This window comes from Ruegeria sp. CG8, from assembly GCF_056537165.1.
In genome coordinates this window covers 371,259-394,591 of sequence record NZ_JBQFRA010000001.1, presented here as the reverse complement: position 1 = coordinate 394,591, position 23,333 = coordinate 371,259, and the positions used below count along the sequence as shown (strand labels likewise).

The window sequence follows — 23,333 nt, the reverse complement described above, 5'->3', positions numbered from 1 at the left end:
CGCGGTTGCCTGACCGGGGACCGCGCGCTTAGGTTGGACCGAAACGACTTTGGGAGGGGTTGTTTTGGATCTTCTGATAAACGTGGGCCTGCCGGTTTCGCTGGCCATCATCATGCTGTCTTTGGGCATCGGGCTTGAGGCGGCGGATTTCCGGCGCGTGATCAGTCGGCGTTATCCGTTTGCGATCGGCGCGGTCTGCCAGGTCGTTCTGCTGCCGGTCGCGGCTTTCGTCACGGTCAAGCTGTTCGCGCTGCCGCCGGCGATTGCGGTCGGGTTCATGCTGCTCAGCTTTTGCCCGGGCGGCGTCACCAGCAACATCCTGTCGAAACTGGCGAAGGCCGATGTGGCGCTGTCGGTCAGCCTGACGGCGGTGATCAGCCTGCTGTCGATCGTCACGGTGCCGGTTCTGGCGGCCTGGTCGATTGACCACTTCATGGGCGAGGACGCACCTGAAGTGTCGATCAGCGGTCTTGCGCTGGCGATGTTCTTGATCACCACCCTGCCCGTCGCCATCGGCGTTGGCCTGCGCCACTTTGCAACCGCTTTTGCCAACCGGATCGACGGCCCCCTTTCCAAACTGGCCACCATCCTGTTCGTGTTGATCGTGATCGCCGCGCTGGCTGGAAACTGGCAGCTGTTCGTCGACAATCTGGGCATCATGGGCGCCGGGCTGATCTCGCTGAACCTCGCGCTGCTGCTGATCGGATTGGGGCTGGCGCGGGCGGCGAAACTGTCGTGGAATGAGGCCAAGACCATCTCGATCGAAACCGGCATCCAGAACTCGACCTTGGGCATCACGCTGGCGGCCCTGATCACCGGAACCGAAAGCGGCTTCAGCCCGCTGGCCCTGCCTTCGGCCGTCTACGGGATCACCATGTACGCCGTCGCGATCCCCTTCATCGCCTGGTACCGCAACCGCTGAAAGGACAGAGCATGACCGAAAACACTGCTGATGCGATCGTCGTGGGCGGCGGGCTGGCCGGGCTGGCCGCGGCAGCCGAACTGGGTGACCGCGGCAAGAAGGTGATCGTGCTGGACCAGGAACCCGAGCATTTCCTGGGCGGTCAGGCATTCTGGAGCCTTGGCGGCCTGTTCATGGTCGACACGCCCGAGCAGCGCCGTATGGGTATCCGCGACAGCCGCGACCTGGCCCTGCGCGACTGGATGGGCAGCGCCCAGTTCGACCGGGACGAGGACGCCTGGCCCCGCAAATGGGCCGAGGCCTATGTCGAATTTGCCGCCGGCGAGATGCGCCCCTGGCTGCACCAGATGGGCCTGCGCTGGTTTCCCGTGGTCGGCTGGGCGGAACGCGGCGGGTCCTATGCCGACGGTCACGGCAACTCGGTCCCGCGGTTCCATATCACCTGGGGCACCGGCCCGGGTGTGCTGGAGCATTTCATCCGCCGGGTCCGCGAGCATGTCAGCGCCGGCCTGATCCAGTTGAAGTTCCGCCATCAGGTCAGCCACATCATCATGCAGAACGGCGAGGCCAAGGGCGTCTCGGGTGAGGTTCTGGCCGATGACGCGGCCCAGCGCGGCGGCAAGACCAACCGCGACGAAGTGGGCGAGTTCGAGGTCTACGCCCCATCGGTCATCGTCACCTCGGGCGGGATCGGCGGCAATTTCGAGATGGTGCGCCAGAGTTGGCCCCGCGACCGCTTGGGCGAACCGCCCAAGGACATGGTGGCGGGTGTGCCCTTCCATGTGGATGGTCGGATGATCGCGATCAGTGAAAAGGCCGGCGGCCACGTGATCAACGGCGACCGAATGTGGCACTACACCGAAGGCGTGCGCAACTGGAACCCGATCTGGCCCGCGCATGGTATCCGCATCCTGCCCGGCCCCAGCTCCATGTGGTTCGATGCGCGCGGCAACCGGCTGCAGCCCCCCTGCCTGCCCGGGTTCGACACGCTGGGCACCCTGCGCGAGATCCTGAAAACCGGCTATGAATACAGCTGGTTCGTTCTGACCCAGAAGGTCATCAAGAAGGAATTCGCGCTGTCCGGGTCGGAACAGAACCCCGATTTCACCTCGGGCAGCTGGAAGGAGGTCATCCGCCAGCGGGTCCTCTCGGGGTCGAAGGCCACCGGGCCGGTCGAAGCGTTCAAGGAAAAGGGCGAGGATTTCGTCGTCGCCAACACGCTGACCGAATTGGTGAACGGGATGAACCATCTGGGCGGCGGCCTGATCGACGAGGCGCATCTGCGCGCCCAGATCGAAGCCCGCGATTCACAGGTGGACAATCCGTTCTCGAAAGATGCTCAGATGATGGCGATCCTGGCGGCGCGGAACTATCGCGGTGACAAGCTGATCCGCACCGCCAAACCGCACAAGTTCCTCGATCCGAAAAACGGCCCGCTGATCGCGGTCAAGCTGCATGTGCTGACCCGCAAGACGCTGGGTGGTTTGCAGACCAATCTGGACAGTCAGATGATCGGGGCGGACGGCCACATGGTGCCCGGCCTGTTCGCGGCCGGCGAAGTCGCGGGTTTCGGCGGCGGGGGCTATCACGGCTACAACGCGCTCGAGGGCACGTTCCTGGGCGGATGCATCTTCTCGGGCCGCAATGCCGGGCGGTCGAGGGCCGTCGCCTGACGGCCCTTGGGCATTATTGGTCGCGGCGGAACTGCAGAACCGGTTCACCTGCCGCATCGAGCAGAACCAGAGTGTCCCCGCGCTGAACAAAGCTTGCGACCTTTGGGAGAGCGGCAAGGAATTCCCGCTCAACCTCGTCCAGCGGCGGCGGGCAGGCCATCAGAGTGGCGGCCATGTTGTCGGGGAAGGACATCGACTTACCCGATATCTCGGCCTGTCCACTGAACCGGTTGCAACCGCCTGTTCCCCCAAAAGCTCCGCCCTCGGCAAAGGTAATCTGCGGACGTTTCTCGGTGTCCAGCGCAACACCGTTCAACTCGGTTGCGGTCCATTGCGTGTTCTCAAGCATCGCCGCGCCCCGTTCCTGCACCTTGACCATGACCAGATCGACCGAGTTTCCGGCGTCGTTGGTCAGAACCGGGTAAGCGGTATCGGTGGTGAACAGCAGCTTGCCGTCCTGATGCACCGAGGCTCGCACCACATAGCGGTGCCGATCCTGAATCAACGCGTCGTCATAAGTCAGCTCGAACTGGGCAGGCACGCCCGTCAAAGCATAGCGCTGCGCAGCCAGCGTGACGGCTGGCGCGTCAGCCAGTGAAACGTCCTGCAGTTCGACGAACAGGGTTGCCCCGGGCGGAACCGCGATCCGTTCGCGATATGTGGCTGTTCCCTCGACGGTCCCCGCCTGGGCGGCGCCCCACACGGCTGCCCACAACGCGGTTCCTGCCAGCAGGCTTTTTGCGGTTTGCATTGTCCGATCCCTTTGTCACCAGTTTCCAGCACAAAAGATCGGGACATCAGCGCGTTTTACAAGGTTTTTCAGTTCCAAGCGGCAAATTCGTGCCGGAGATCAAAGCGGCCAGAGGAACGGGATGATCAGCGAAGCCAGCAATCCAACCGTCAGGTTCAGCGGAATCCCGACCTTCATGAAGTCCGTGAACCGGTACCCGCCGGGGCCGTAGACCATCATGTTGGTCTGATATCCGATCGGTGTGGCGAACGAGGCCGAAGCCGCGACCATCACCGCCACCACCAGCGGCCGCGGATCCACCCCCACAGCCTGCGCCAGACCGATGGCGATCGGCGTGACGACAACCGCCACGGCGTTGTTCGAGACCAGTTCCGTCAGGACGGAGGTCAGCAGATAGATGGCCCAAACGATGAGGAACGGCGGCAGGTTGGCAAAGGACGGAGCAATCGCGTTGGCGATCAGGGTGACCGCACCCGAGCTGTCCAGCGCAGCCCCAATAGCCAGCATGGCAAAGATCAGCGCCAGCAGACGGCCCTCGACAAAGGAAAACGCTTCGTCCGCGTCGATGCATCGCGTCAGCAGCACAACCGCAACCGCTAGAATCGACAGCAGGAAAATCGGAGCCACGCCGAGCGCCGCCAACACCACGATCCCAATCAGCGCAGCAATCGCGATCGGTGCATGACCGCGCCGGAAGGCGCGGGCCGATGGCTGGGTGACGTCGACCATGTCCATGTCGGCAGCCAGTTTGCTGATATCGGCCGGCGAGCCTTCGAGCAGCAGCGTATCACCGACCCGGACGACCAGATCGTCAAGTTGCCCCCCGATATTCTGATTGCGCCGGTGCACGGCCAAAACATAAACCCCGTAGCGACGACGCAGCCGCAACGCACCCAATGTGCGCCCGACCATGCGACAACCGGGGGTGATCAGAACCTCAACCGTGCGTGTTTCGACCGCCGAAACCTGATCAACGCGCTTGAGTTCCTTGTTGCTTTGCAGGCTCAGCAGCTCGGTCATTTCCGTGCGCAACACCACGCGGTCACCGACCTTCAGTTCGACCCCTTTCAGGTTGCGCCGCAACGACTCGTCGCCGCGGATCACGTCGATGAGCCGCACACCCGGACGTTTGAACAGCTGCACACCGGTCACTTCACGGCCGATCAGGTTGCTGTCGGGCGGAATGACCGCCTCGGTGAAGAATTTCATCTTCGACCGATCGCTGAGCATGGTTGCCATGCTGTCACGCTCGGGCAGAAGGCGCGGCGCGATGAAGCGCAGGTAAATCATGCCGTAGATGACAAGAATGATGCCCAAAGGCGTGACCTCGAAAATCGTGAAGGCCGGCAGGCCTTGTGCCCGGGCCACACCATCGACCAACAGGTTCGTCGAGGTTCCGATCAGGGTCAGCGTCCCGCCGAGAATAGCAGCATAGCTGAGCGGGATCAGCAGCTTGGACGCCGAAATATTCAACGTGCGGGCAATCTGGATGAACACCGGGATCATCACGACGACGACGGGCGTGTTCGACACGACCGCCGAGGCCAGGACGACAAATGCCATCAGCAGACCGATGGCAATGCGCGGGTTGACCTGCGCCTGTTTCTGCGCCGTCGCTGTAAAGGCGTGCAAGGCACCGGTCCGGACCAGAGCGCCCATGATGATGAACATCGCCGCGATGGTCCAGGGCGCCGGGTTCGACAGAACCGCCAGTGCGCTTTGGTAGGGAAGCACGCCGGTGACCAGCATCACCGAAACGCCGCCTATGGCAACGACCTCGGTCGGATAGACCTCGCGCATGAACATGAGGAACATGCCCGCGACAACCGCCAGCGCAAGTATCGCGCTGCCCATATCTGACAATTGAAGGAGTTGCATTCGTGGTGTTCTGTCCGAAACCTGTCCCGGCCCAAGCGCCTGTGGATCAGTTTCACGTATTGCAGGCCGCAGAGCAAGCCTGACGTGCGTTCACGGTGCTGCCTGCTGCAGGCGCCCGCCAACCCGGACCATGCTGATCGTCTTGGCTTGCCCGTCACGGTCATCAGTTTCTACGAAAACGCCGCTAAGCGTCGCTTCGCCATTGGCCGGGGTGAACCGAGCCTTGGGCATCCCCGTGATGAAGCGGCGCATCGGCTCCTGCTTGTCCATTCCGATCACCGAGTCATAGTCGCCGCACATGCCCGCATCGGTCAGGTAAGCGGTACCGCCGGGCAGGATCTGGGCATCGGCGGTCGGAACATGGGTATGGGTTCCCACGACAAGGCTGGCGCGTCCGTCGCAGTAGTGGCCCATGGCCATCTTCTCCGAAGTCGCCTCGCAATGCATGTCCACGATGATGGCCTGCGCCTGACCGCCCCGCGGGTGGGACTTCAGGATCGGTTCCACCGCCGAGAACGGATCGTCGAACGGCCGTTTCATGAACACCTGTCCCAGCACCTGAACCACCAACACCTTGCGTCCGCCCGGCGCGGTGAACAGTCGATGTCCGCGACCGGGAGCACCCTTGGCGAAATTAACAGGGCGCACGATCCGGGGTTCGCGTTCGATGAATTGCAGCATGTCTTTCTGGTCGAAAGCGTGGTCGCCCAACGTCAGACAATCTGCGCCTGACTCCAACAGCAGCTTGGCATGATCGCCAGTCAACCCCATGCCGTTCGAGGCATTCTCGCCGTTGACCACCACGAAATCCAGCCGCCACTCGTCGCGCAGACGGGGCAGATGCTGTTGAACGGCGGCGCGGCCCGCGCGCCCCATCACGTCACCCAGGAACAAGATTCTCATATCGCGGTCCTAGGCCCTGCAAACGGCAATAACAAGGCGGAACGATGCAATTCGCGGGCCGCATGCGGGTTGAATTCCGGTGGAAACCTGCAATTCTGGCGCAACCGGTTTTTTCCCTCGGAGATTTCGATGAAACGCATAGTCCTGACCGCAACTGTCTCTCTCGCTATATCGGGCGGCTTTGCTCACGCGACGACCAAGACCACAATGGCAAATCCGGCCGCGACCTTCTGCATCGAAAACGGCGGCGAATATCAGATCCGCAAAAACACCGATGGATCGGAATACGGCGTGTGCATCCTTGAGGATGGAACCGAGGTTGATGCCTGGGACTATCTGCGGAGCCACTTTGAGAACTGACGGCTAAAACGTCAGGACCCTGGTCTCGGTAACGATCATGTCCAGCGGCTGGTCCGTCGGTTCCAGCGGCAAGGCTTCGGCCTCTTGCGCGTCGAAGGCGAAACCGATGGCCAATGTGGGACGTTTGGCGCGCAGCCCTTCAAGCGTGCGGTCATAAAACCCGCCCCCATAGCCCAATCGCCCGCCTTGCGGATCGAATGCCACAAGGGGCACGATCAGGATTTCAGGGTCAAAATAGTCGTCCGTCTCGGGCACCTTGGCGCCAAATGGACCATCTTTCAGCGGCCCTTCGGGTGTCCAGCGCGAAAACCGCAGAGGCCGTCCGGCGCCTTGGATGACCGGAACACCCACGGGACCATAGGCTGCGGCCTCGGCCATCGCGGGCAGAGGGTCGATTTCGGTGCGGATCGGCATGTAGCCAGTCAGCGGAACCCCACGAAATCCGGCCAGCACCTCGGACAGGCGGCCCGCGGCGGCCGGCGGCCCCGCGTCGAAGGCCGCTTTGCGCCGGGCAAAGGCAGCCTTGCGCGCCGCGGCCTTGATTTCAGTCAGATCGGTCACAGCAGCACCACGCTTGCAAGCCCTAGAAAGATGAAGAACCCCATCACATCCGTCGTCGTCGTAACGAAGGTTCCCGAGGCCAATGCCGGGTCTACACCCAGGCGATCCAGCACCACCGGTACTACCGTACCCGCGAACCCGGCGATGATCATGTTCACGACCAAGGCGGAACCGATCACGACACCCAGCAGCGGGGATTCAAACCACATCATCCCCACCGTCCCCAGAACGATGGCGAAACACAGCCCGTTCAACATGCCCACCAGCAATTCTCGGCGGATGACTCGCGCCACGTTCGAACCCGTCAGGTCGCGGGTCGCCAACGCACGCACGGCAACGGTCAGCGACTGTGTTCCGGCGTTGCCACCCATCGAGGCAACGATAGGCATCAGAATTGCCAGCGCCACGATCTGCTCGATTGCCGCCTCGAACTGTGAAATCACCAGCGAGGCACAAATGGCGGTACACAGGTTGACCGTCAGCCAGGGCAAACGACGACGACTGGTTGCTGCAACACTGTCTGAAATCGAGCTGTCATCACTGACACCTGCCAGTCGCAGCATGTCTTCCTCGATTTCTTCATCCAGAACGGCCATCGCGTCGTCAATCGTGATGACCCCGACCAGCCGTTTGTCACTGTCCACCACCGGCGCGGAAATCAGGTGGTATTGGTTGAAAGCATAGGCAACGTCTTCTTCATCCTGATCGACCGGGATGATGTGGAACTCGTCCTCGGCGATGTCCTGCAACTTGGTATCGCGCCGCGCGGCCATCAACTTGCCCAACATGACTTGCGCCACCGGCTTCAGCCGCGGATCGACCAGAACAACGTGATAAAACTGCTCGGGCAGATCGTCCTGCGAGCGCATGTAGTCGATTGCCTGCCCCACCGTCCAATGATCGGGAGCCATAACCACTTCGCGCTGCATCAGTCGGCCTGCCGAGTTCTCGGGATAGGCCAGCGCCTGCAGGGCCGCGATCCGTTCCGAGGCCTCAAGGGCCTCCAGCACCGCTTCCTGCTGCGGCTCCTCCAGATCCTCCAGAAGGTCCACGACATCGTCGCTTTCCATCTCTCGTACGGCCTCGGCCAGAACGTCGGGCCGCAGAACTCCAATGACCTCTTCGCGGACGGATTCGTCCAGTTCAGACAGAATGTCCCCGTCGAATTCCCGGTCATACAGGCGGATCAGCCGCGCCCGGTCGTAGGGGTTGATCTGTTCCAGAAGGTCGGCAATATCGGCCGCGTGCAGCGGCTCCATCAGCTCGATCAGCTTCTCGCGATCCTCGACATCCACGGCGTAAAGGATTGCGGCCACCGTTCGCCGGTCCAGCGCATAGACGTCATCATCGCGGGAGGGGTCGGTTCTGTTGTCTTCGGTGCCGGTCGTCATGCGCTGCCCCTTGTTCTGGGAATTGGCCCCTAAATAGAAGAAGCTGCTACCGGAAAACAATGACAATGGTGCGATTTACCCGCATCTTTCACATGCCTATGCTGCAAGCCGGATTCACCAAGGCGGAGATCACGGCGGATGGCGCAAAAGACGCTTCTGACAGGGCGCGTACTGAGTTTCGAACACTCCCCCTTCGAAACGCAACCGGATCAGGCGGTCCGGCTGCACGAAGCCGTTCTGATCGAGGGCGGGAAAATCCGGGAGTTGGGAAGTACCGCTGATTTGCAAACCGCGCACCCCGAGGCGGCCATTCATCACCATGGCGAAAACCTGATCCTGGCTGGTTTCATCGACCCCCATGTCCACTACCCCCAGACGGCGATGATCGCGAGTTGGGGCAAACGGCTGATTGATTGGCTGAACACCTACACTTTTCCAGAAGAGATGAAGTTCGGTGATGCAGACTACGCTGCCGAGATTTCGAACCGATATCTTGACCTGACCGCCGCACACGGCACCACGACCATGTGCAGTTTCTGCACCATTCATCCCGAAAGCGTCGATGCCTTTTTCACGGCCGCCCAGCAGCGCGGTCAGCGTGTCGTGGCCGGGAAGACCTGCATGGACCGCAACGCGCCCGAAGGTCTTCGGGATACGGCCCAAACAGCCTATGACCAGTCGAAGGCTCTGATCGGAAAATGGCAAGGTGTCGACCGGATTTCCTATGCGATCACGCCGCGGTTTTCCCCGACCTCGACCCCCGAACAACTTGAGGCGATGGGTGCGCTGTGGGCAGAACACCCAGATTGCCTCATGCAGACGCATCTCAGCGAGCAGACGGACGAAATCGAATGGGTTCGGTCGCTGTTCCCCGAGGCGCGCGACTACTTGGACACCTATGAAAAATTCGGACTGCTCGGCGCGAACGGCCTCTATGGTCACGTGATCCATCTGGAACCGCGCGAGCGAGACCGCCTGCGTGAGGTCGATGCCTCGCTGATCCATTGCCCCACCTCGAACACTTTCATCGGTTCGGGTCTGTTTGATATGCACGGGTTGATGCGGGATGGCCATCGTATCGGCCTGGCAACCGACACCGGCGGCGGGTCCAGCTTTTCCATGTTGCGGACCATGGCGGCCGCCTATGAAATCGGCCAATTGCGCGGACATCCGCTGCACCCGGCGCAACTACTGTGGCTGGGCACCGCAGGATCGGCCCGGTCGCTGCGGATGGACGACCGCATCGGCAATATCGCCCCTGGAATGGAGGCGGACCTGATCGTGCTCGACCTCGCCTCGACCCCCGCGATTGCCCAGCGAGAAGCCAATGCCGAGTCCCTTTGGGAGGCGGTGTTCCCGACAATCATGATGGGCGACGACCGCGCCATCGCCGATGTGTGGATCGGCGGACGGCGCGTTTCGACCTGAAGGCAGATCAGCCCTGCAAGGCGAGGGCCAACCTGTTCTGCCGTTCGATCGCGCGCGGCAGGTCAAATGTAGCAATGTTGCCGTCCCGGACGACCTGTCGCCCCTCGACAAACAGGTGTTTGACGTGCACCGGACCTGCCAGCAGCAGAGCAGCCGGGTCCCAACTGCCCGCGCACTCCACACCCCTTGTGTCCCAAACAGCGATATCCGCGCGTTTGCCCGGCATCAGGCGGCCGCAGTCCGGCCGGTTCAGCACGTCCGCCCCACCCCGCGTCGCAATTTCCAGAGCTTCGCGCGCGGACATGGCATCGGCACCGTTCGCCACGCGTTGCAGAAGCATCGCCTGCCGCGCCTCGGCCATCAGGTTGCCGCTGTCGTTGCTTGCGGAACCGTCAACGCCCAAGCCAACCCTGACCCCGTTGTCACGCATCGCGCGCACCGGCGCGATCCCCGAGCCCAGACGGCAATTCGAGCAGGGACAGTGCGCAACCCCGGTGCGTGACCGAGAGAACAGGTCGATCTCTGCCCCGTCCAGCTTCACGCAATGGGCGTGCCAGACATCGGGGCCGGTCCAGCCAAGTTCCTCGGCATACTGGCCGGGTCGACAGCCGAACTGGGATTCGGAATACAGGATATCCTCGTCGTTTTCCGCCAGATGGGTGTGCAGCATGACCCCTTTGTCCCGTGCCAGCAGTGCGGCGTCGCGCATCAGATCCCGACTGACCGAGAAGGGCGAACAGGGCGCAAGTCCAACCCTGCACATTGAGCCTTCGGACGGGTCATGGAACGCGTCGACCACTCGGATCATGTCATTCAGGATGTCGGCCTCGGCCTCGACCAAAGCATCGGGCGGCAGACCGCCGTTGCTTTCGCCGATGCTCATCGCGCCGCGGGTCGGATGGAACCGCAGCCCCACCTCCGCAGCGGCCGCGATCGTGTCATCCAAGCGTGACCCATTCGGATACAGATACAGATGGTCGGAACTGAGCGTGCAGCCCGACAAGGCCAACTCGGCCAGACCGATCTGAGCCGAAGTGAACATTTCGTCAGGACCGAACCGCGCCCAGATCGGATAGAGCGTCTGCAGCCAGCCAAACAGCAGCGCATCCTGGCCCGCGGGAACAGCTCGGGTCAGTGTCTGGTAGAGATGGTGGTGGGTATTGACCAATCCCGGCGTCACGACACAGCCGCCGAGGTCATGCACCTCTCCGTCGGTCGTCAAACCTTGGCCGATGCGGGCAATCTGCCCGTCACGGATCAGCAAATCGGCGCCGGCCAGTTCTTGCCGGTTGTCGTCCATGGTCAGGATCGCATCGGCGTTTCTAAGAAGGGTTTCGGGCATCTCGCACTCCTGCATCTGCCCGCCTCATGCCAGAAATGCGTGTGCCGGTGGAAAACGGGCGCAAGAACCGGCGCATAGACCCTAATCAATCGCGGCCGCAGCGGCAACCGTCGTCAGAAGTCGCGCAGAATCTCGAGGGCCGCGGCGTGGATCTCAGGGTTCGCAGCCGCCAGTGCCCGCCCCCCCTGATGTGCCGGCCCGCCCTGCCAGTCGGTCACGACGCCGCCAGCCGCCTCGATCACCGCGATCGGGGCCTGAATGTCATACGCGTTCAGTCCAGCCTCGATCACCAGGTCGACCTGCCCGGCCGCCAGCAGCGCGTATGCGTAGCAATCCATGCCGTAGCGCGTCAGTTGCACCTGTCCGGCCACGGCGCGAAAGGCGTCTCCTTCGGCGGTCGTGCCGACTTCGGGGAATGTCGTGAACAGGATTGCGTCCCGCAAGGCGTCCGTCCGGCGGGTCGCCAAGCTGGTTCTGCCCAGAGGACCGGTCATGAACGCACCGTCTGCAAGACCCACAAACCGTTCGCCGATATAGGGTTGGTCAATCACCCCCATGATCGGCCCGCTATCGTCGCCTAGCGCGATCAGAACGCCCCATGTCGGTGTGCCGCTGACGAAACCGCGGGTGCCGTCGATGGGGTCCAACACCCAGGTTCGCCCCGATTTGCCTTCGACCGCACCGTACTCCTCGCCCAAGATGCCGTCGTCGGGGCGCAGCTCGGCCAGAACGGATCGCATGGCCTGCTCGGCTGCGCGATCGGCCACAGTCACCGGGTCATACCCGCCTTGTAGCTTGTTTGAGGTTTCAAGGTTCGACTGGCGAAAATACGGCAAAATGGCCGCACGCGCCGCGTCGGCCATTTTCTCGGCAACTTCAAGGTCACTTGCAGAGGCTTTGGTCATGCGCAACTGGTGCGCTCAGCCCTGCGCGAAGTCAAGCCCCGGTCTCAGGCCACGTCGCTGAGAACGCGCGCAAGCTCAAACAGGCGCCGGCGCTGGTTTTCCGGGATCGCGTAGTAGGACCGAACCAGATCCAACGCTTCCTTGTCGCCCATCAGATCAGCAGGAACCGATTTTTTGCCCGAGTCTTCCTTCTGGGCGTCCTCCAGACCTTCAAAGAAAAAGCTGACCGGAACGTCCAGAGCTTCGGCAATGTCCCACAGGCGTGATGCGCTGATGCGGTTGGCCCCGGTTTCGTATTTCTGGATCTGCTGGAACTTGATACCGACCTGCTGTGCCAGCTGCTGCTGCGTCATGCCAATCAACCAGCGGCGATGCCGTACGCGCTTGCCCACATGGACATCGACGTGATGGGTCATTGGTATTCTCCTCTGTTACACACAACCGCCCGGGAAAACGCTAACTGAACCATGACCGCACACTAGCGAGACGCTTGTAAAGAACTCTCTAATACGGAACGTGCCCCCCGAAACAGCACTGACAAGCAATATTGCCGCTTTTTGGAAAATTTTCAAGATGGTTGAATCTGCGCGCCTGAAGGAAGGTTTACGGTTGTGCACGATTTGGCCTGTGCGACAAAGACGCCCCGGCCATTCCCTTCCGGAATGATTGACAAGTCAGGGGCGGCCCCGATCAATGGCACCAACATGGAGATTTGAGATGCTGGCCTACCAGATCCAGTCCGCCGGAGAGCAGGCCAAATTGCACGAGTTACCCGTTCCCGCACCCGCCGAAGGCCAGATCCGCGTGGCCATTCGCGCCTGCGGGCTGAACTTTGCCGATCTTCTGATGCAGAAGGGCACGTACCAGGATACGCCAGCGGCCCCTTTCACATTGGGGCTTGAGGTTGCGGGGGTCGTAGACGCGATCGGCGCAGGGGTCAGCCATCTGAAACCCGGAGACCGGGTCGCGGTTTACTCAGGCCAGGGTGGATTGGCGCAATACGGGGTTTTTGACGCCGACCGAGCCGTACTCATCCCCCAGTCGTGCAGCTTTGAAGACGCGGCGGCCATCCAGATCGCCTACGGAACCAGCCATATGGCGCTGGACCATCGGGCGCGGCTGCAGACGGGCGAGACCCTCTTGGTGACCGGTGCCGCCGGCGGGGTCGGGCTGACGGCGGTCGAGATTGGCAAGCTTATGGGCGCGACGGTGATCGCACAGGCCCGGGGCGCCGATAAACTGGCGGTCGCCCGCGCGGCCGGGGCCGATCACCTGATCGACGCGGACGAAGATCTGCGCGAGCGCGTGCTGGCATTGGGCGGCGCAGACGTTGTCTATGACGCCATCGGTGGCGATGTATTCAAGGCTGCCTTCCGGGCGACCAATCCCGAAGGCCGCCTGCTGCCGATAGGTTTTGCCGGCGGCGAAGTCCCGCAGATACCGGCCAATCACTTGCTGGTGAAGAACCTGACCGTGATCGGGTTCTACATCGGTGGCTATCTGAGGTTCCGGCCCGAGGTCGTTCGCACCAGCTTTGAGACCCTCTTCGCCTGGCATGCCGAGGGACGCATCCGGCCCCATATCAGCCATACCCTGCCGTTGTCCGAAGTGGCGCAGGGCATGGCTCTGCTCAAGGAACGAAAGTCGACCGGGAAAGTCGTCATCACGATCTGACCGGATCAGCCCACCACGGCGCGCAGCGGTGTCCCGCCAAGCATGTGGAAGTTCTGCCGCACCAGCGCGGCGAGGGCCTCCACCACTTCGCCGCGCCCCTGATCGCCTCCGTAAAGGTTGATCATGTGCGCCGGCAATTCGGGCAGAACCCCACCTGAATCGATCTTCTCCAGATGTGCCGCCTCGGTGCCCTCCAGCATGGCGTGAACGGCGAGGTCCGCGCTGACGGTTGCCTCGATCGTGCGGTCGTTCTCGGTTTCGACCGACAGCTCCCATGGAATGCCTGCTGCATCCAAGGCGGCAATGACCTGAGGTCGGAAAAGGCAGCGCCGACCCAGCGCCAAAGGAAGCGGCCGCCGCCGCCAAGCCGAGCCTCCTGACGCGCCGATCCAGCGCAGGGGTAGCTCTGCAATGGTTTCCCCGCCATCCGAGTTCGCAGCCTCAGTCGTCAGAATGACATCGCATTCGCCACGCCGAAACATCTCTTTCAACTGGATTGAATAGGATGAAACCAACTGCACGCGCACGCGCGGGAAGTCGGCATTGAACCGCTGCAGAACCCGTGGAATAGCCGGGTAGACGATATCGTGCGGCACCCCGAGCACCACCTCGCCTTCAAAGGCCTGATCGGTCAGCTTCGAGATGACCTCGTCATTCAACGCCACCATTCGTCGGGCATATGCCAACAGCTGTTCGCCAGAGGCCGTCAACGCGATGGTGCGCCCAGACCGGTCCAGCAATTCCAGGCCCAACAGCTCTTCCAGACGTTTCAGCTGCATGGACACAGCCGACTGTGTCAGATGCAGGAAACCCGCGGCGCGCGTTACGCCCCCGTGGTCCGCGACCGCCACGAATGAGCGCAGGGTGGTGATATCCAAGTTCCGCATCATCAACAATCCTTATGGATGAATTCAAAAACATTCATTTTTAAAATATGCCACAACCCGCCATATAGTTCAAGGAAGTTGATGCGAAAACAGCTTTGCATCAACGACCGATGAAAGGACATAAGTAATGACCCAAATTGCAGCACACCGACCCTGTGCCTCGGAATCGATCAGAACGGGCAATTGGTTTCAGCGTATGCTTGCGGCCGCTCATCAACGGCGGGAGCTGGCCCGGCTGGATGACCGCGCCCTGCAAGACATCGGGATCACCCGATCAGAGGCCCTGACCGAAGCATCCCGCCCGTTCTGGGACGCGCCCGAAACCTGGCGCAAGCGGCCCTGAATGCGCAGCCTGCAACGGATTTCAGCGCCACCTTCCAAAGCGGCGCTGAAATTGTTGACCATATTGCTGAGTTTTGGCCCCAAAACCCTTGAAACATGCGCTACACTCTCCGATATTTGCAGGGAAATCGCCCCGCAACCGGGGGCTGAAAGCTGAATTCAAGGGAGACCTCTATGGCACAATTCGATACGATCCGGACGGCGACTGGCGCGCGCGCTGCCGAGATTGACGAGGGCCTGCGCGCCCACATGAACAAGGTCTACGGCACGATGTCCGTGGGCATGCTGATCACCTTTGCGGTTGCATGGGCCGTCGGCACCAGCCCGCAGCTGCTGTCGGTATTCCGCGATCCGGTGACCCTCAGCCCGAACATCCTGGGCTGGATCGTCATGTTCGCCCCGCTGATCATGGTGTTTGCCTTCGGCGCGGCCATCAACCGCCTCAGCGCAGCTGGCGCCCAACTGTTCTTCTACGCCTTCGCGGCGGTGATGGGCCTGTCGCTCAGCTGGATCTTCGTGGCCTTCACCGGCATTTCGATCGCCCAAGTCTTTCTGGTGACCTCCATCGCCTTCGCCGGTCTGTCGCTGTACGGTTACGTCACCAAGAAGGACCTGTCCGGTATGGGCACGTTCCTGATGATGGGTGTGATCGGCCTGATCGTGGCCATGGTCATCAACCTGTTCCTGCAATCGCCGGCCATCATGTTCGCCGTCTCGATCCTGGGCGTTCTGATCTTTGCGGGCCTCACCGCCTATGACACCCAGAAGATCAAGACCACCTACATCCAGATGGCCCATGCGGGCGATCAGGAGTGGCTGGGCAAAGCCGCCATCATGGGTGCGCTGAACCTGTACCTGGACTTTATCAACATGTTCATGTTCCTGCTGCAGCTGCTCGGCAATCGCGAGTAAGACTGCCGGAACACCAAATCAAAGGGCGGGCCCGAAAGGCCCGCCCTTTTTTGTTCCGGCGTCAGCAAAGCCAGCCCAAAGAAAAAGGCCCCAGCCAAATGGCAAGGGCCTTACATCATTGTAATCGCAACGGATCCGATCAGCTGCAGTTCAGCGGAACCGCGAAACCCGAGCTGCGCGACGACCCGCCCTTGCGGTATACGTCGCCCGCAGGCAGACAGCCGGTAAAGCGCTCGGTCTGGCTGCCGAACGCGGCCCCAACCGAGTTGTCCACCTTGGTGCTGTTGTTTTCGGTGCGCAACACGCCGAACAGGGTTCCGTTCACGCTCACCGTGCTCAGGAACATGGTGCTGCTGCTGCCGGTCAACTGTACGGCCGTGGTGTCGGACCGTCCGCCATTGTCGATGGCAACGCCCGCGACCTTGTCGAATTCTGTCTTGTCAGTGCTGGCCTGAATGGTCGGCAATTCAGCCAACTCAGCCGGGACGTTCGTCGCAGGCGGAACAAAGGCAACGGCGCCTTTGACGTCCGAAACGGTTCTTGGTTCGCCATCAATGCCGGTGAACCCGACGCCTTGGCGGTTGAACGGGTCCTCACAGGCCGAAAGTGTCAGAATGGCGATTGCGGGCAACAAGATTTTTTTCATGGCGCTCAACATTTTGTGGCGGTTTGCTGAACCGTACTGGCAGGCGGGGCAAAAAAGCAAGCCAACACCAATCAGAATACCTGCCGGCCTGATGCGCCTCTGCAACGGCCCGAAACGGCCGGATCGGGCGGCGTCAGGGCTACACGACACGGTCAAAACAACGAAAAAGGGTCCTGCCGAAGCAGAACCCCCTAAGCTTTCGCGTCGAAAAAAGGCAGATTACTTGATCTTGCCTTCCTTGTACTCGACATGCTTCCGAACGACCGGGTCGTACTTACGAACGGTCATTTTCTCGGTCATGGTGCGAGCGTTCTTTTTGGTCACGTAGAAGTGGCCCGTGCCCGCGGTCGAGTTCAGACGGATCTTGATTGTCGTCGGCTTCGCCATGGTTATCTCCTGCGTCCGGAAAGGCAGGGGCCTTTCGGTTGAATTCCTATGAGCGTGCGCTTTTACCCGGTCGCGCGCCCGAGTCAACCGGAATCGGCGGTGTTTCAACACAAATCACAGTATCCGACACACAGTGGATCAGCGCCCGGTTTGGACAGATCACGGTTTCGTGATATGATCGCGTCACAGCATCCCAGAACGCCGCGGTCCAAGGTTGTGCGGCGTGAGGCAGCGAAACCGGGCAAGACCCTCTGTCAGCAGAGTTTTCTTGTACGTCTGCTTGGGGGAAATCATGACAGAATGGAAACTTCAGGGCGAGACTCTGGCCAATTGCAACTGTGATTTCGGTTGCCCCTGCCAGTTCAGCAGCCTGCCCAGTCACGGGAATTGCGAGGCCGTGGTCGTCTTTGACATCACAAGCGGCCACTACGGGGACACGGATCTTTCCGGCCTGCGGGCTGCGGGTGTCTACCACTGGCCAGGCCCGATTCACGAGGGCAACGGGCAGATGCAACTGATCATCGACGAACGGGCGGACGCCGATCAGCGGGCCGCCCTGCAGGCCATCATGTCCGGTGAGGACACCGATGAAATGGCCACCATGTGGTATGTCTACAGCGCCATGGCGCCGACCAAGCATGAGACACTGTTTGCTGAAATCGACGTGAACTGGAGCCGCGAAGACCGGACCGGCTACGCGAAGGTCAAGAACGTGTTCGATGTGGACGTCAAGCCGATCGCACAAATCGTCTCGGGCCAACCGCATCGCGCGTCGATCCAGTTGCCGCATGGATTCGAATACCGCCACGCCGAGGTCGCCTCGGGAACGGCCAGGACAAGCGGTTCAGCCATAGACCTGACCTTCGAGTCCTCACATGCCCATCTGGCGCATTTAAATATCTCAGGTCATGGCGTTGTCGGGCCATAGTGCAGACGCGTCGGAACAGGCCCGCCCTGCCCGAACGATCAGCCTCGAGCGAGTACTGCGAAAAGAACGTCTGATCGTCGCTGGAAGTGTCCTTCTGATCGTTTCGGGTGCGGTCTGGTACACGGTCGCCGGTGTCGGGATGCAGATGTCGGCCGTCGAGATGACTCGGATGGCCGGTCCAATTGGCCAGCCCATGCCGATGGGGGCCGGTGCCGTCTGGACGCTTTGGTACGCCGCATTGGTCTTTGCCATGTGGTGGGTGATGATGGTCGCAATGATGACGCCCAGCGCGGCCCCGACTGCCCTATTGTTTGTGGCGTTGAAACGGGTTGGACCCGACAGGCAGCGCAGCGCCAGCTTCGGATTGGCCTTTCTGTCGGGGTATCTTTTTGCCTGGGCCGTGTTCAGCCTTGGGGCAACCGGACTGCAATGGGGCCTGCAACAGATCGGAGCGATGGATGGCCCGATGATGACCATCCGGTCCGGAATCCTGGCGGGCATCGTTCTCTGTGCTGCCGGGATGTATCAGTTCAGCGGGTTGAAGTCCGCGTGCCTCCTCCACTGTCAGAGCCCGGCTGCCTTTCTGACCCGCCACAACCGGCCCGGGCATTGGGGTGCGTTTCGATGCGGCGCCCTGCACGGAGCCTACTGCTTGGGCTGCTGCTGGGCCTTGATGGCGCTGCTGTTCGTCGGCGGCATCATGAACCTTTGGTGGATCGTCGCAATCGCCGTCTACGTCGCTTTGGAGAAGCTGTTGCCCCGGGCGGGATGGCTGACGCCGGTCGTTGGTGTCGTTTTGATCGGATTGGGAGCCTGGGTGTCGATCACCGCATTGGTTTGATGCGGCAAGCCTGTCTTCCGGGCCAAGGAGCCGGCCAATTGGAGCGCTCTGCACATTTCGTTCACGAGGAGATCGTCATGCCTGTCTTCATCACCTATGCCTCTTATTCCAACGCCGGTGTCAAAGGGATGCTGAAGAAACCGGAAAACCGCACCGGGCCGGTGGCGGCGCTGCTGGAGAAGGTTGGCGGCAAACTGCTGGCGTTCTACGTGACGACCGGAAGCAATGACGTGGTGGTCATCAGCGAAGCTCCGGACGGAACGGATGCCGTGGCCGTTGGTATGGCCGTTGCGGCTTCGGGGGCGGTTTCGCGGGTCGAGACGGTTCGGGCCTGGTCGGCCGACGAATTTGTTGCCATCACCGAGAAAGCCGCGAAACTGGTCGCGGCCTACACGCCGCCCGGAGGATGAAGAAAATACGCGCGGAGGGCCTGTAAGCCGGATCCTGTTCCGGGGTTGCCCCCTTCGATGACCATTCCTCTAGGCCGAGCATTGCTGCGCGGCTCGAGCTGCCAACCCGGTCCCTCTCGGCCAAGGCGAGCCTAGCGGCGGTATCGGCTGACGCCGACCGGCCCGCGCGGGGACCCTATTCGGCATTGCTCCCGGTGGGGCTTGCCGTGCCGCCGCTGTTGCCAGCGGCGCGGTGGGCTCTTACTCCACCGTTTCACCCTTGCCATGATGTGCCAGAGGCGAACCTCCGATCCGTTATGGCGGTCTGTTTTCTGTGGCGCTTTCCGTCGGGTCTCCCCGCCCGGGCGTTACCCGGCACCGTTGCCTTGTGGAGTCCGGACTTTCCTCTCGGGCCTGAGCCCCAGCGGCCATCCGGCCCTCCGCGCGGTTGCCGGGTTAAACGTCCACCCGAATACCGTCAAGGTGTTCCATCAAACCAGCCAGTCGTTCGATGTCGCCCATGTCCTTCTTGGACAGGGGCCCGCGCCGCCATGGGGCAAACCGGCTTCTGAACGCTTTCAGCAGATCAGCGGTAGGGGATTTGGGATACCCGGCCCTCATCGCAACCAACGCAAAGTATTCCTTGTCTGGCGGCATTTCATCAAGGCATATACCCTTCAGAACGGCTGGCCCCGCTGCCAATTTCTGGTGCGCGAGACGATCCCAATCAAACTTGGGACCAGGATCAAACTTTCGCTCGGGGGCCATGTCCGAATGGGCGATAACGTTCCAGGGCTTGATCCCCAACCGCTCTTGCAGATGTGACAGCAGGTTTTCCAATACCGCCATCTGCGGTTCGGAGAAAGGTTGATCGCCGCGATTGTCGAGTTCGATCCCGATGGAGCGGGAATTGATGTCGCTGACCCCCCGCCACGCACCTGCACCGGCGTGCCAGGCGCGATCTTCCTCACGGACCATCTGCCAGAGCGTTCCGTCGCAGCCGATCAGATAGTGGGCTGATACCTCGGTGGCCGGGTCGCACAAACGCTCGAGCGCGGCTTGAGCGCTGTTCATCGCGGTGTAGTGAAGCACCACCAGCGACGGCTTCAACCCATCCCGGCGGGGGCCGAAATTGGGGGATGGGTGCCAGATCGGCGAGAGTTCAGTTGCCGACAGCACTGCGGAACGGGCTGGGGTCCCAGCCGCAGGCAAATCCGTCGCCATCCGGGTCCAGGCCCTTGCGGTCTCGCTGGGGGCCACCATTGGCCAGGAAATCGATCTGGGCCTGGTCGGGCGATGCGTAGCCTGCGCAGTTGCGTTGTGCCTTGGCCTGCAAATTGAACCCGGCTCGGCTGTAGAGCTGTGTTCCAACTGGATTGGTCGTAGTCAGAGCATATTGGACGATATTGGGCTGTCCGTCCGACCCGCGCTGAGGAACCGCCGTCGGCGCGACAACCTCGTATGTCTGACGGTTCTGCTGAATCAGCGCGGCATCATCCTGGATGCTGCGGCTGCTTGAAACCGCTGCGAAATCCTGCTCGTTCGAAATGCCGTTTGAGCTTACGGCCACCGGTGCAGTCGGCTGAGCCGATGTGCTCGCCAATGCCGCCGCGGTCTGGTTGGCAATGTCCGTGGCGCTGTCGCCCGTCGTGAAGGGGGCGGGACCGGCTTCGGCATTCAACTGCTCCTGCGAAATGGCCGGCGGCGGCAGCAGCGGGTTGCCTGCTGCGCCCTGCCCGGCCAGCTGCGCCTCGCGTTCGGCCTGATACTGCGGCGTATTGAAGCCGGAGTCCGTGACTGGTGCCACGGTATCGCAAGCCGCGACGAACCCGAAGGCCGGAATGAGAAGCATTTTGCGCATGGAACTGCTCCGTCCTCGCGTTGTTACCGCTGCCTGAGGGTTACCACCATTTGCCCGCCTTGGCCACAAACCCGGCGGCATTCTCAAGCGCGTAGGCGGTATTCAGAAGGTCACCTTCTTCCCACGGACGACCGATCAGCTGCAGCCCCAGCGGCAAGCCCTGCCCGTCAAGACCGGCGGGAACCGAGATACCCGGAAGACCCGCGAGGTTGACGGTCACGGTGAACACGTCGTTCAGATACATCTGCACCGGGTCAGCCTCGGTCATTTCGCCCAGACCGAACGCCGCCGAAGGTGTCGCCGGTGTCAGGATCGCATCGACGCCTGCGGCAAAGACATCCTCGAAGTCTTTCTTGATCAGGGTCCGCACCTTGCGCGCGCGGTTGTAATAGGCGTCATAGAAACCGGCCGACAGAACGTATGTGCCGACCATGACGCGGCGCTGCACCTCGTGGCCAAAACCTTCGGCGCGGGTCTTTTCATACATCTCGGTGATGCCGTCGCCCTGCGCCAGCTGCGCACGGCGGCCATAGCGCACGCCGTCATAGCGCGCCAGGTTCGACGACGCCTCGGCCGGCGCGATCACGTAATAGGCGGGCAGCGCGTATTTGGTGTGCGGCAGCGAGATGTCGACGATCTCGGCCCCCGCATCACGCAGCATTTCGGCCCCATCGGCCCAGAGCTTTTCGATCTCGGCGGGCATGCCATCCATCCGGTATTCCTTTGGAATGCCGATTTTCTTGCCCTTGATGTCGCCGGTCAGCATGGCCTCAAAATTCGGAACAGCCAGCTCGGCGCTGGTCGAGTCCTTCGGATCGTGCCCGCACATCGCCTCGAGCATGATGGCCGCGTCGCGCACGTTCTTGGTCATCGGCCCGGCCTGATCCAGCGAGGACGCAAAGGCTACGATGCCCCAGCGCGAGCAACGGCCATAGGTCGGCTTGATGCCGGTGATTCCGGTAAAGGCGGCGGGCTGCCGGATCGAGCCACCGGTGTCGGTTCCGGTCGCTGCCAGGCACAGATCGGCTGCGACGGCAGACGCCGAACCACCCGAGGAACCGCCCGGGGTCAGCTGCGCGTCATCATTGCCGCGCCGCCAAGGGTTCACCGCATTGCCATAAACCGAGGTTTCGTTGGACGAACCCATGGCAAACTCGTCCATGTTCAGCTTGCCCAGCATCACCGCGCCCGCGTCGGCCAGTTGCTGCGAGACGGTGGATTCGTATTCGGGCTTGAACCCGTCCAGAATCTTGGACGCAGCCTGCGAGGGCACGCCCTTGGTGCAGAACAGATCCTTGATGCCGATCGGCAGGCCACACATGGCAGGCGCGTCGCCCGCCTTGATCCGCTCGTCTGCGGCCTTCGCACGCTCCAGCGCGACTTCCGGGGTCTTGTGCACGAAGGCATTGAGCGCATCGGCTGCGTCGATCGCCTTCAGGCAGGCCTCGGTCAGCTCGACCGAGGTCACATCTCCATCGCGCAGGGCGTCGCGGGCCTCGGCAAGGCTCAGTTTGTTCAGATCGGACATGTCTTACTCCACCACCTTGGGAACCGCGAAAAAGCCCTCGCGCGCGTCGGGGGCGTTGGACAGGATCTTGTCCTGCATGTTCCCGTCGGTCACCACGTCCTCGCGCCGCTTCAGCCGCATCGGCGTCACCGAGACCATCGGCTCGACCCCTTCGACGTCAACTTCGTTCAGCTGTTCGATGAACCCCAGGATCGTATTGAATTCCGAGGCCAGCGCGGGCAACGCGTCATCCTCGACCTTGATCCGGGCCAGTTTGGCCACCTTGGCGGCGGTGCTTTGGTCAATCGACATGGGAAACCTCATATGCGTTACAGGGGCATTTACCCGTCTGATGCAGCAGTCGCAAGACCACTGAGCCACAGCGATTTGTCCAAAGCCCACGCGGTTGCCGCCAAGCCAAACAATTTTGAATACCCGCTATGCAAAAAAGTAAACGGATTAGTTCACTTTGACGATTGAAGCCGACGCAAAAAGTTACTTTATGTACTGAACGAAACAGTTCAGTCCGGAGAATAATCATGAAACGCATGTTGATTACTGTGTCCGTTGTTCTGACAACCGCTGCCGCGCCGGCGCTCGCGCTGGGGGTTCCCATGGGCGACCTGACACCGATGCTGACCTTCCCCGATCAGCACCCCTCGGATCAGGTGAGCCAGGAGAAATCTTCGCTCCGCAACTAACCCTACCGCTTCCCTGTTGGATCGGGCCGGTTCTCCCCCCTTTTTCCGCCCCGATCCTGCACCTGCCTTCGTGGCACCGCCGGCCCTGAATGGGTCGGCGTTTTTTTTGTTGAAGCACGGTGCTCTATCGTTCATTCACACAAG

The 23,333-nt window shown here is 61.7% G+C and carries 26 protein-coding genes and 1 other RNA gene; 11 read left to right on the top strand and 16 right to left on the bottom strand.

All coding sequences use genetic code 11. The features are described 5' to 3' along the window. Positions 1-64 precede the first annotated feature (64 nt). Positions 65-922: a bile acid:sodium symporter family protein gene (locus ACR0EF_RS01940; protein ID WP_170340175.1), complete on the top strand. Its 858-nt coding sequence runs from the start codon at positions 65-67 to the stop codon at positions 920-922. 11 nt (positions 923-933) lie between these two features. Continuing rightward, on the top strand, positions 934-2,595 hold the full coding sequence (locus ACR0EF_RS01935) for an FAD-binding dehydrogenase (RefSeq protein WP_170371602.1): 1,662 nt from the start codon (positions 934-936) through the stop codon (positions 2,593-2,595). A 13-nt stretch (positions 2,596-2,608) separates the two neighbouring features. Here the strand turns inward: ACR0EF_RS01935 and ACR0EF_RS01930 are convergent, their stop codons facing one another. From ACR0EF_RS01930 to ACR0EF_RS01920, 3 genes are all read right to left on the bottom strand, one after another. Further along, complete coding sequence (locus tag ACR0EF_RS01930) at positions 2,609-3,346, bottom strand: YbaY family lipoprotein (RefSeq protein WP_170371604.1); 738 nt, start codon at positions 3,344-3,346, stop codon at positions 2,609-2,611. Between the two features lie 99 nt (positions 3,347-3,445). Then, the gene (locus ACR0EF_RS01925; RefSeq protein WP_170371606.1) at positions 3,446-5,224 is read right to left on the bottom strand and encodes an SLC13 family permease; all 1,779 of its coding nucleotides are present in this window, start codon (positions 5,222-5,224) and stop codon (positions 3,446-3,448) included. Positions 5,225-5,314: 90 nt separating this feature from the next. Further along, the gene (locus ACR0EF_RS01920; protein WP_170357221.1) at positions 5,315-6,127 is read right to left on the bottom strand and encodes a TIGR00282 family metallophosphoesterase; all 813 of its coding nucleotides are present in this window, start codon (positions 6,125-6,127) and stop codon (positions 5,315-5,317) included. Between the two features lie 129 nt (positions 6,128-6,256). Here ACR0EF_RS01920 and ACR0EF_RS01915 point away from each other — a divergent pair, with 129 nt between their 5' ends. Next, positions 6,257-6,487, top strand: a complete 231-nt coding sequence (locus tag ACR0EF_RS01915; protein WP_217354725.1) for a putative hemolysin — start codon at positions 6,257-6,259, stop codon at positions 6,485-6,487. Positions 6,488-6,490: 3 nt separating this feature from the next. On the opposite strand, the gene ACR0EF_RS01910 is transcribed toward ACR0EF_RS01915, so the two are convergent. Next, entirely contained in the window at positions 6,491-7,048 is a 558-nt protein-coding gene (locus tag ACR0EF_RS01910) for a 5-formyltetrahydrofolate cyclo-ligase (protein WP_170340768.1), read from the bottom strand. Next, the gene (gene mgtE, locus ACR0EF_RS01905) at positions 7,045-8,439 is read right to left on the bottom strand and encodes a magnesium transporter (protein WP_170357218.1); all 1,395 of its coding nucleotides are present in this window, start codon (positions 8,437-8,439) and stop codon (positions 7,045-7,047) included. The genes ACR0EF_RS01910 and mgtE overlap by 4 nt, the downstream gene beginning before the upstream one ends. Before the next feature lie 138 nt (positions 8,440-8,577). Between mgtE and guaD the strand changes: the two genes are divergently transcribed. Next, positions 8,578-9,867 (top strand): guanine deaminase, encoded by a 1,290-nt coding sequence (gene guaD, locus ACR0EF_RS01900; protein ID WP_170357217.1) that lies wholly within the window; start codon positions 8,578-8,580, stop codon positions 9,865-9,867. Positions 9,868-9,874: 7 nt separating this feature from the next. On the opposite strand, the gene ACR0EF_RS01895 is transcribed toward guaD, so the two are convergent. The 3 genes from ACR0EF_RS01895 to ACR0EF_RS01885 form a co-directional block, all read right to left on the bottom strand. Continuing rightward, positions 9,875-11,209, bottom strand: a complete 1,335-nt coding sequence (locus tag ACR0EF_RS01895) for an 8-oxoguanine deaminase (RefSeq protein WP_170369506.1) — start codon at positions 11,207-11,209, stop codon at positions 9,875-9,877. Positions 11,210-11,322: 113 nt separating this feature from the next. Further along, positions 11,323-12,114, bottom strand: coding sequence for a histidinol-phosphatase (gene hisN / locus ACR0EF_RS01890; RefSeq protein WP_170369508.1), 792 nt, complete (start codon positions 12,112-12,114; stop codon positions 11,323-11,325). 44 nt (positions 12,115-12,158) lie between these two features. Continuing rightward, positions 12,159-12,530 (bottom strand): helix-turn-helix domain-containing protein, encoded by a 372-nt coding sequence (locus ACR0EF_RS01885; RefSeq protein ID WP_093964756.1) that lies wholly within the window; start codon positions 12,528-12,530, stop codon positions 12,159-12,161. Between the two features lie 301 nt (positions 12,531-12,831). Here ACR0EF_RS01885 and ACR0EF_RS01880 point away from each other — a divergent pair, with 301 nt between their 5' ends. Then, entirely contained in the window at positions 12,832-13,788 is a 957-nt protein-coding gene (locus tag ACR0EF_RS01880; protein ID WP_170371610.1) for an NADPH:quinone oxidoreductase family protein, read from the top strand. 5 nt (positions 13,789-13,793) lie between these two features. Here the strand turns inward: ACR0EF_RS01880 and ACR0EF_RS01875 are convergent, their stop codons facing one another. Next, entirely contained in the window at positions 13,794-14,675 is an 882-nt protein-coding gene (locus ACR0EF_RS01875) for a LysR family transcriptional regulator (RefSeq protein WP_093965049.1), read from the bottom strand. A gap of 127 nt (positions 14,676-14,802) precedes the next feature. Between ACR0EF_RS01875 and ACR0EF_RS01870 the strand changes: the two genes are divergently transcribed. Then, positions 14,803-15,018, top strand: a complete 216-nt coding sequence (locus ACR0EF_RS01870; protein WP_170371612.1) for a DUF1127 domain-containing protein — start codon at positions 14,803-14,805, stop codon at positions 15,016-15,018. Between the two features lie 173 nt (positions 15,019-15,191). Continuing rightward, positions 15,192-15,929 (top strand): Bax inhibitor-1/YccA family protein, encoded by a 738-nt coding sequence (locus ACR0EF_RS01865; protein ID WP_170340154.1) that lies wholly within the window; start codon positions 15,192-15,194, stop codon positions 15,927-15,929. A gap of 139 nt (positions 15,930-16,068) precedes the next feature. Here the strand turns inward: ACR0EF_RS01865 and ACR0EF_RS01860 are convergent, their stop codons facing one another. Together ACR0EF_RS01860 and rpmG are read right to left on the bottom strand one after the other, a co-directional pair. After that, positions 16,069-16,575, bottom strand: coding sequence for a lipoprotein (locus ACR0EF_RS01860; protein WP_170340151.1), 507 nt, complete (start codon positions 16,573-16,575; stop codon positions 16,069-16,071). A gap of 219 nt (positions 16,576-16,794) precedes the next feature. Then, complete coding sequence (gene rpmG / locus ACR0EF_RS01855) at positions 16,795-16,962, bottom strand: 50S ribosomal protein L33 (protein ID WP_007799108.1); 168 nt, start codon at positions 16,960-16,962, stop codon at positions 16,795-16,797. A gap of 292 nt (positions 16,963-17,254) precedes the next feature. On the opposite strand from rpmG, the gene ACR0EF_RS01850 reads away from it, so the two are divergent. The 3 genes from ACR0EF_RS01850 (at position 17,255) to ACR0EF_RS01840 (ending at position 19,141) form a co-directional block, all read left to right on the top strand. Further along, on the top strand, positions 17,255-17,890 hold the full coding sequence (locus ACR0EF_RS01850; RefSeq protein WP_170371614.1) for a DUF1326 domain-containing protein: 636 nt from the start codon (positions 17,255-17,257) through the stop codon (positions 17,888-17,890). Further along, positions 17,871-18,731 (top strand): DUF2182 domain-containing protein, encoded by an 861-nt coding sequence (locus ACR0EF_RS01845; protein WP_170371616.1) that lies wholly within the window; start codon positions 17,871-17,873, stop codon positions 18,729-18,731. Before ACR0EF_RS01850 ends, ACR0EF_RS01845 begins: the two co-directional genes overlap by 20 nt. Before the next feature lie 77 nt (positions 18,732-18,808). Then, the gene (locus ACR0EF_RS01840; RefSeq protein WP_170340147.1) at positions 18,809-19,141 is read left to right on the top strand and encodes a GYD domain-containing protein; all 333 of its coding nucleotides are present in this window, start codon (positions 18,809-18,811) and stop codon (positions 19,139-19,141) included. 7 nt (positions 19,142-19,148) lie between these two features. Here the strand turns inward: ACR0EF_RS01840 and rnpB are convergent. From rnpB to gatC, 5 genes are all read right to left on the bottom strand, one after another. Further along, positions 19,149-19,564: RNase P RNA component class A (gene rnpB, locus ACR0EF_RS01835), an RNA gene on the bottom strand. A gap of 12 nt (positions 19,565-19,576) precedes the next feature. Then, a complete protein-coding gene (locus ACR0EF_RS01830; RefSeq protein ID WP_170371617.1) occupies positions 19,577-20,344 on the bottom strand; it encodes an N-acetylmuramoyl-L-alanine amidase in 768 nt (255 codons plus the stop codon). Continuing rightward, a complete protein-coding gene (locus tag ACR0EF_RS01825; protein ID WP_093964748.1) occupies positions 20,283-20,981 on the bottom strand; it encodes a hypothetical protein in 699 nt (232 codons plus the stop codon). Before ACR0EF_RS01825 ends, ACR0EF_RS01830 begins: the two co-directional genes overlap by 62 nt. A 40-nt stretch (positions 20,982-21,021) precedes the next feature. Then, positions 21,022-22,509 (bottom strand): Asp-tRNA(Asn)/Glu-tRNA(Gln) amidotransferase subunit GatA, encoded by a 1,488-nt coding sequence (gene gatA, locus ACR0EF_RS01820; protein ID WP_170371618.1) that lies wholly within the window; start codon positions 22,507-22,509, stop codon positions 21,022-21,024. A gap of 3 nt (positions 22,510-22,512) precedes the next feature. Then, positions 22,513-22,800 (bottom strand): Asp-tRNA(Asn)/Glu-tRNA(Gln) amidotransferase subunit GatC, encoded by a 288-nt coding sequence (gene gatC / locus ACR0EF_RS01815; RefSeq protein WP_005981734.1) that lies wholly within the window; start codon positions 22,798-22,800, stop codon positions 22,513-22,515. A gap of 227 nt (positions 22,801-23,027) precedes the next feature. Between gatC and ACR0EF_RS01810 the strand changes: the two genes are divergently transcribed. After that, complete coding sequence (locus ACR0EF_RS01810; protein WP_170371620.1) at positions 23,028-23,189, top strand: hypothetical protein; 162 nt, start codon at positions 23,028-23,030, stop codon at positions 23,187-23,189. Positions 23,190-23,333: the final 144 nt, after the last annotated feature.

Bases quoted from the DNA above. Each gene is read 5' to 3' on its own strand.
- ACR0EF_RS01935 (WP_170371602.1), top strand. From the start codon at position 934: ATGACCGAAAACACTGCTGATGCGATCGTCGTGGGCGGCGGGCTGGCC.
- ACR0EF_RS01930 (WP_170371604.1), bottom strand. From the start codon at position 3,346: ATGCAAACCGCAAAAAGCCTGCTGGCAGGAACCGCGTTGTGGGCAGCC.
- ACR0EF_RS01925 (WP_170371606.1), bottom strand. From the start codon at position 5,224: ATGCAACTCCTTCAATTGTCAGATATGGGCAGCGCGATACTTGCGCTG.
- ACR0EF_RS01920 (WP_170357221.1), bottom strand. From the start codon at position 6,127: ATGAGAATCTTGTTCCTGGGTGACGTGATGGGGCGCGCGGGCCGCGCC.
- ACR0EF_RS01915 (WP_217354725.1), top strand. From the start codon at position 6,257: ATGAAACGCATAGTCCTGACCGCAACTGTCTCTCTCGCTATATCGGGC.
- mgtE (WP_170357218.1), bottom strand. From the start codon at position 8,439: ATGACGACCGGCACCGAAGACAACAGAACCGACCCCTCCCGCGATGAT.
- guaD (WP_170357217.1), top strand. From the start codon at position 8,578: ATGGCGCAAAAGACGCTTCTGACAGGGCGCGTACTGAGTTTCGAACAC.
- ACR0EF_RS01895 (WP_170369506.1), bottom strand. From the start codon at position 11,209: ATGCCCGAAACCCTTCTTAGAAACGCCGATGCGATCCTGACCATGGAC.
- hisN (WP_170369508.1), bottom strand. From the start codon at position 12,114: ATGACCAAAGCCTCTGCAAGTGACCTTGAAGTTGCCGAGAAAATGGCC.
- ACR0EF_RS01885 (WP_093964756.1), bottom strand. From the start codon at position 12,530: ATGACCCATCACGTCGATGTCCATGTGGGCAAGCGCGTACGGCATCGC.
- ACR0EF_RS01880 (WP_170371610.1), top strand. From the start codon at position 12,832: ATGCTGGCCTACCAGATCCAGTCCGCCGGAGAGCAGGCCAAATTGCAC.
- ACR0EF_RS01875 (WP_093965049.1), bottom strand. From the start codon at position 14,675: ATGCGGAACTTGGATATCACCACCCTGCGCTCATTCGTGGCGGTCGCG.
- ACR0EF_RS01870 (WP_170371612.1), top strand. From the start codon at position 14,803: ATGACCCAAATTGCAGCACACCGACCCTGTGCCTCGGAATCGATCAGA.
- ACR0EF_RS01865 (WP_170340154.1), top strand. From the start codon at position 15,192: ATGGCACAATTCGATACGATCCGGACGGCGACTGGCGCGCGCGCTGCC.
- ACR0EF_RS01860 (WP_170340151.1), bottom strand. From the start codon at position 16,575: ATGAAAAAAATCTTGTTGCCCGCAATCGCCATTCTGACACTTTCGGCC.
- rpmG (WP_007799108.1), bottom strand. From the start codon at position 16,962: ATGGCGAAGCCGACGACAATCAAGATCCGTCTGAACTCGACCGCGGGC.
- ACR0EF_RS01850 (WP_170371614.1), top strand. From the start codon at position 17,255: ATGACAGAATGGAAACTTCAGGGCGAGACTCTGGCCAATTGCAACTGT.
- ACR0EF_RS01845 (WP_170371616.1), top strand. From the start codon at position 17,871: ATGGCGTTGTCGGGCCATAGTGCAGACGCGTCGGAACAGGCCCGCCCT.
- ACR0EF_RS01840 (WP_170340147.1), top strand. From the start codon at position 18,809: ATGCCTGTCTTCATCACCTATGCCTCTTATTCCAACGCCGGTGTCAAA.
- ACR0EF_RS01830 (WP_170371617.1), bottom strand. From the start codon at position 20,344: ATGGCGACGGATTTGCCTGCGGCTGGGACCCCAGCCCGTTCCGCAGTG.
- ACR0EF_RS01825 (WP_093964748.1), bottom strand. From the start codon at position 20,981: ATGCGCAAAATGCTTCTCATTCCGGCCTTCGGGTTCGTCGCGGCTTGC.
- gatA (WP_170371618.1), bottom strand. From the start codon at position 22,509: ATGTCCGATCTGAACAAACTGAGCCTTGCCGAGGCCCGCGACGCCCTG.
- gatC (WP_005981734.1), bottom strand. From the start codon at position 22,800: ATGTCGATTGACCAAAGCACCGCCGCCAAGGTGGCCAAACTGGCCCGG.
- ACR0EF_RS01810 (WP_170371620.1), top strand. From the start codon at position 23,028: ATGAAACGCATGTTGATTACTGTGTCCGTTGTTCTGACAACCGCTGCC.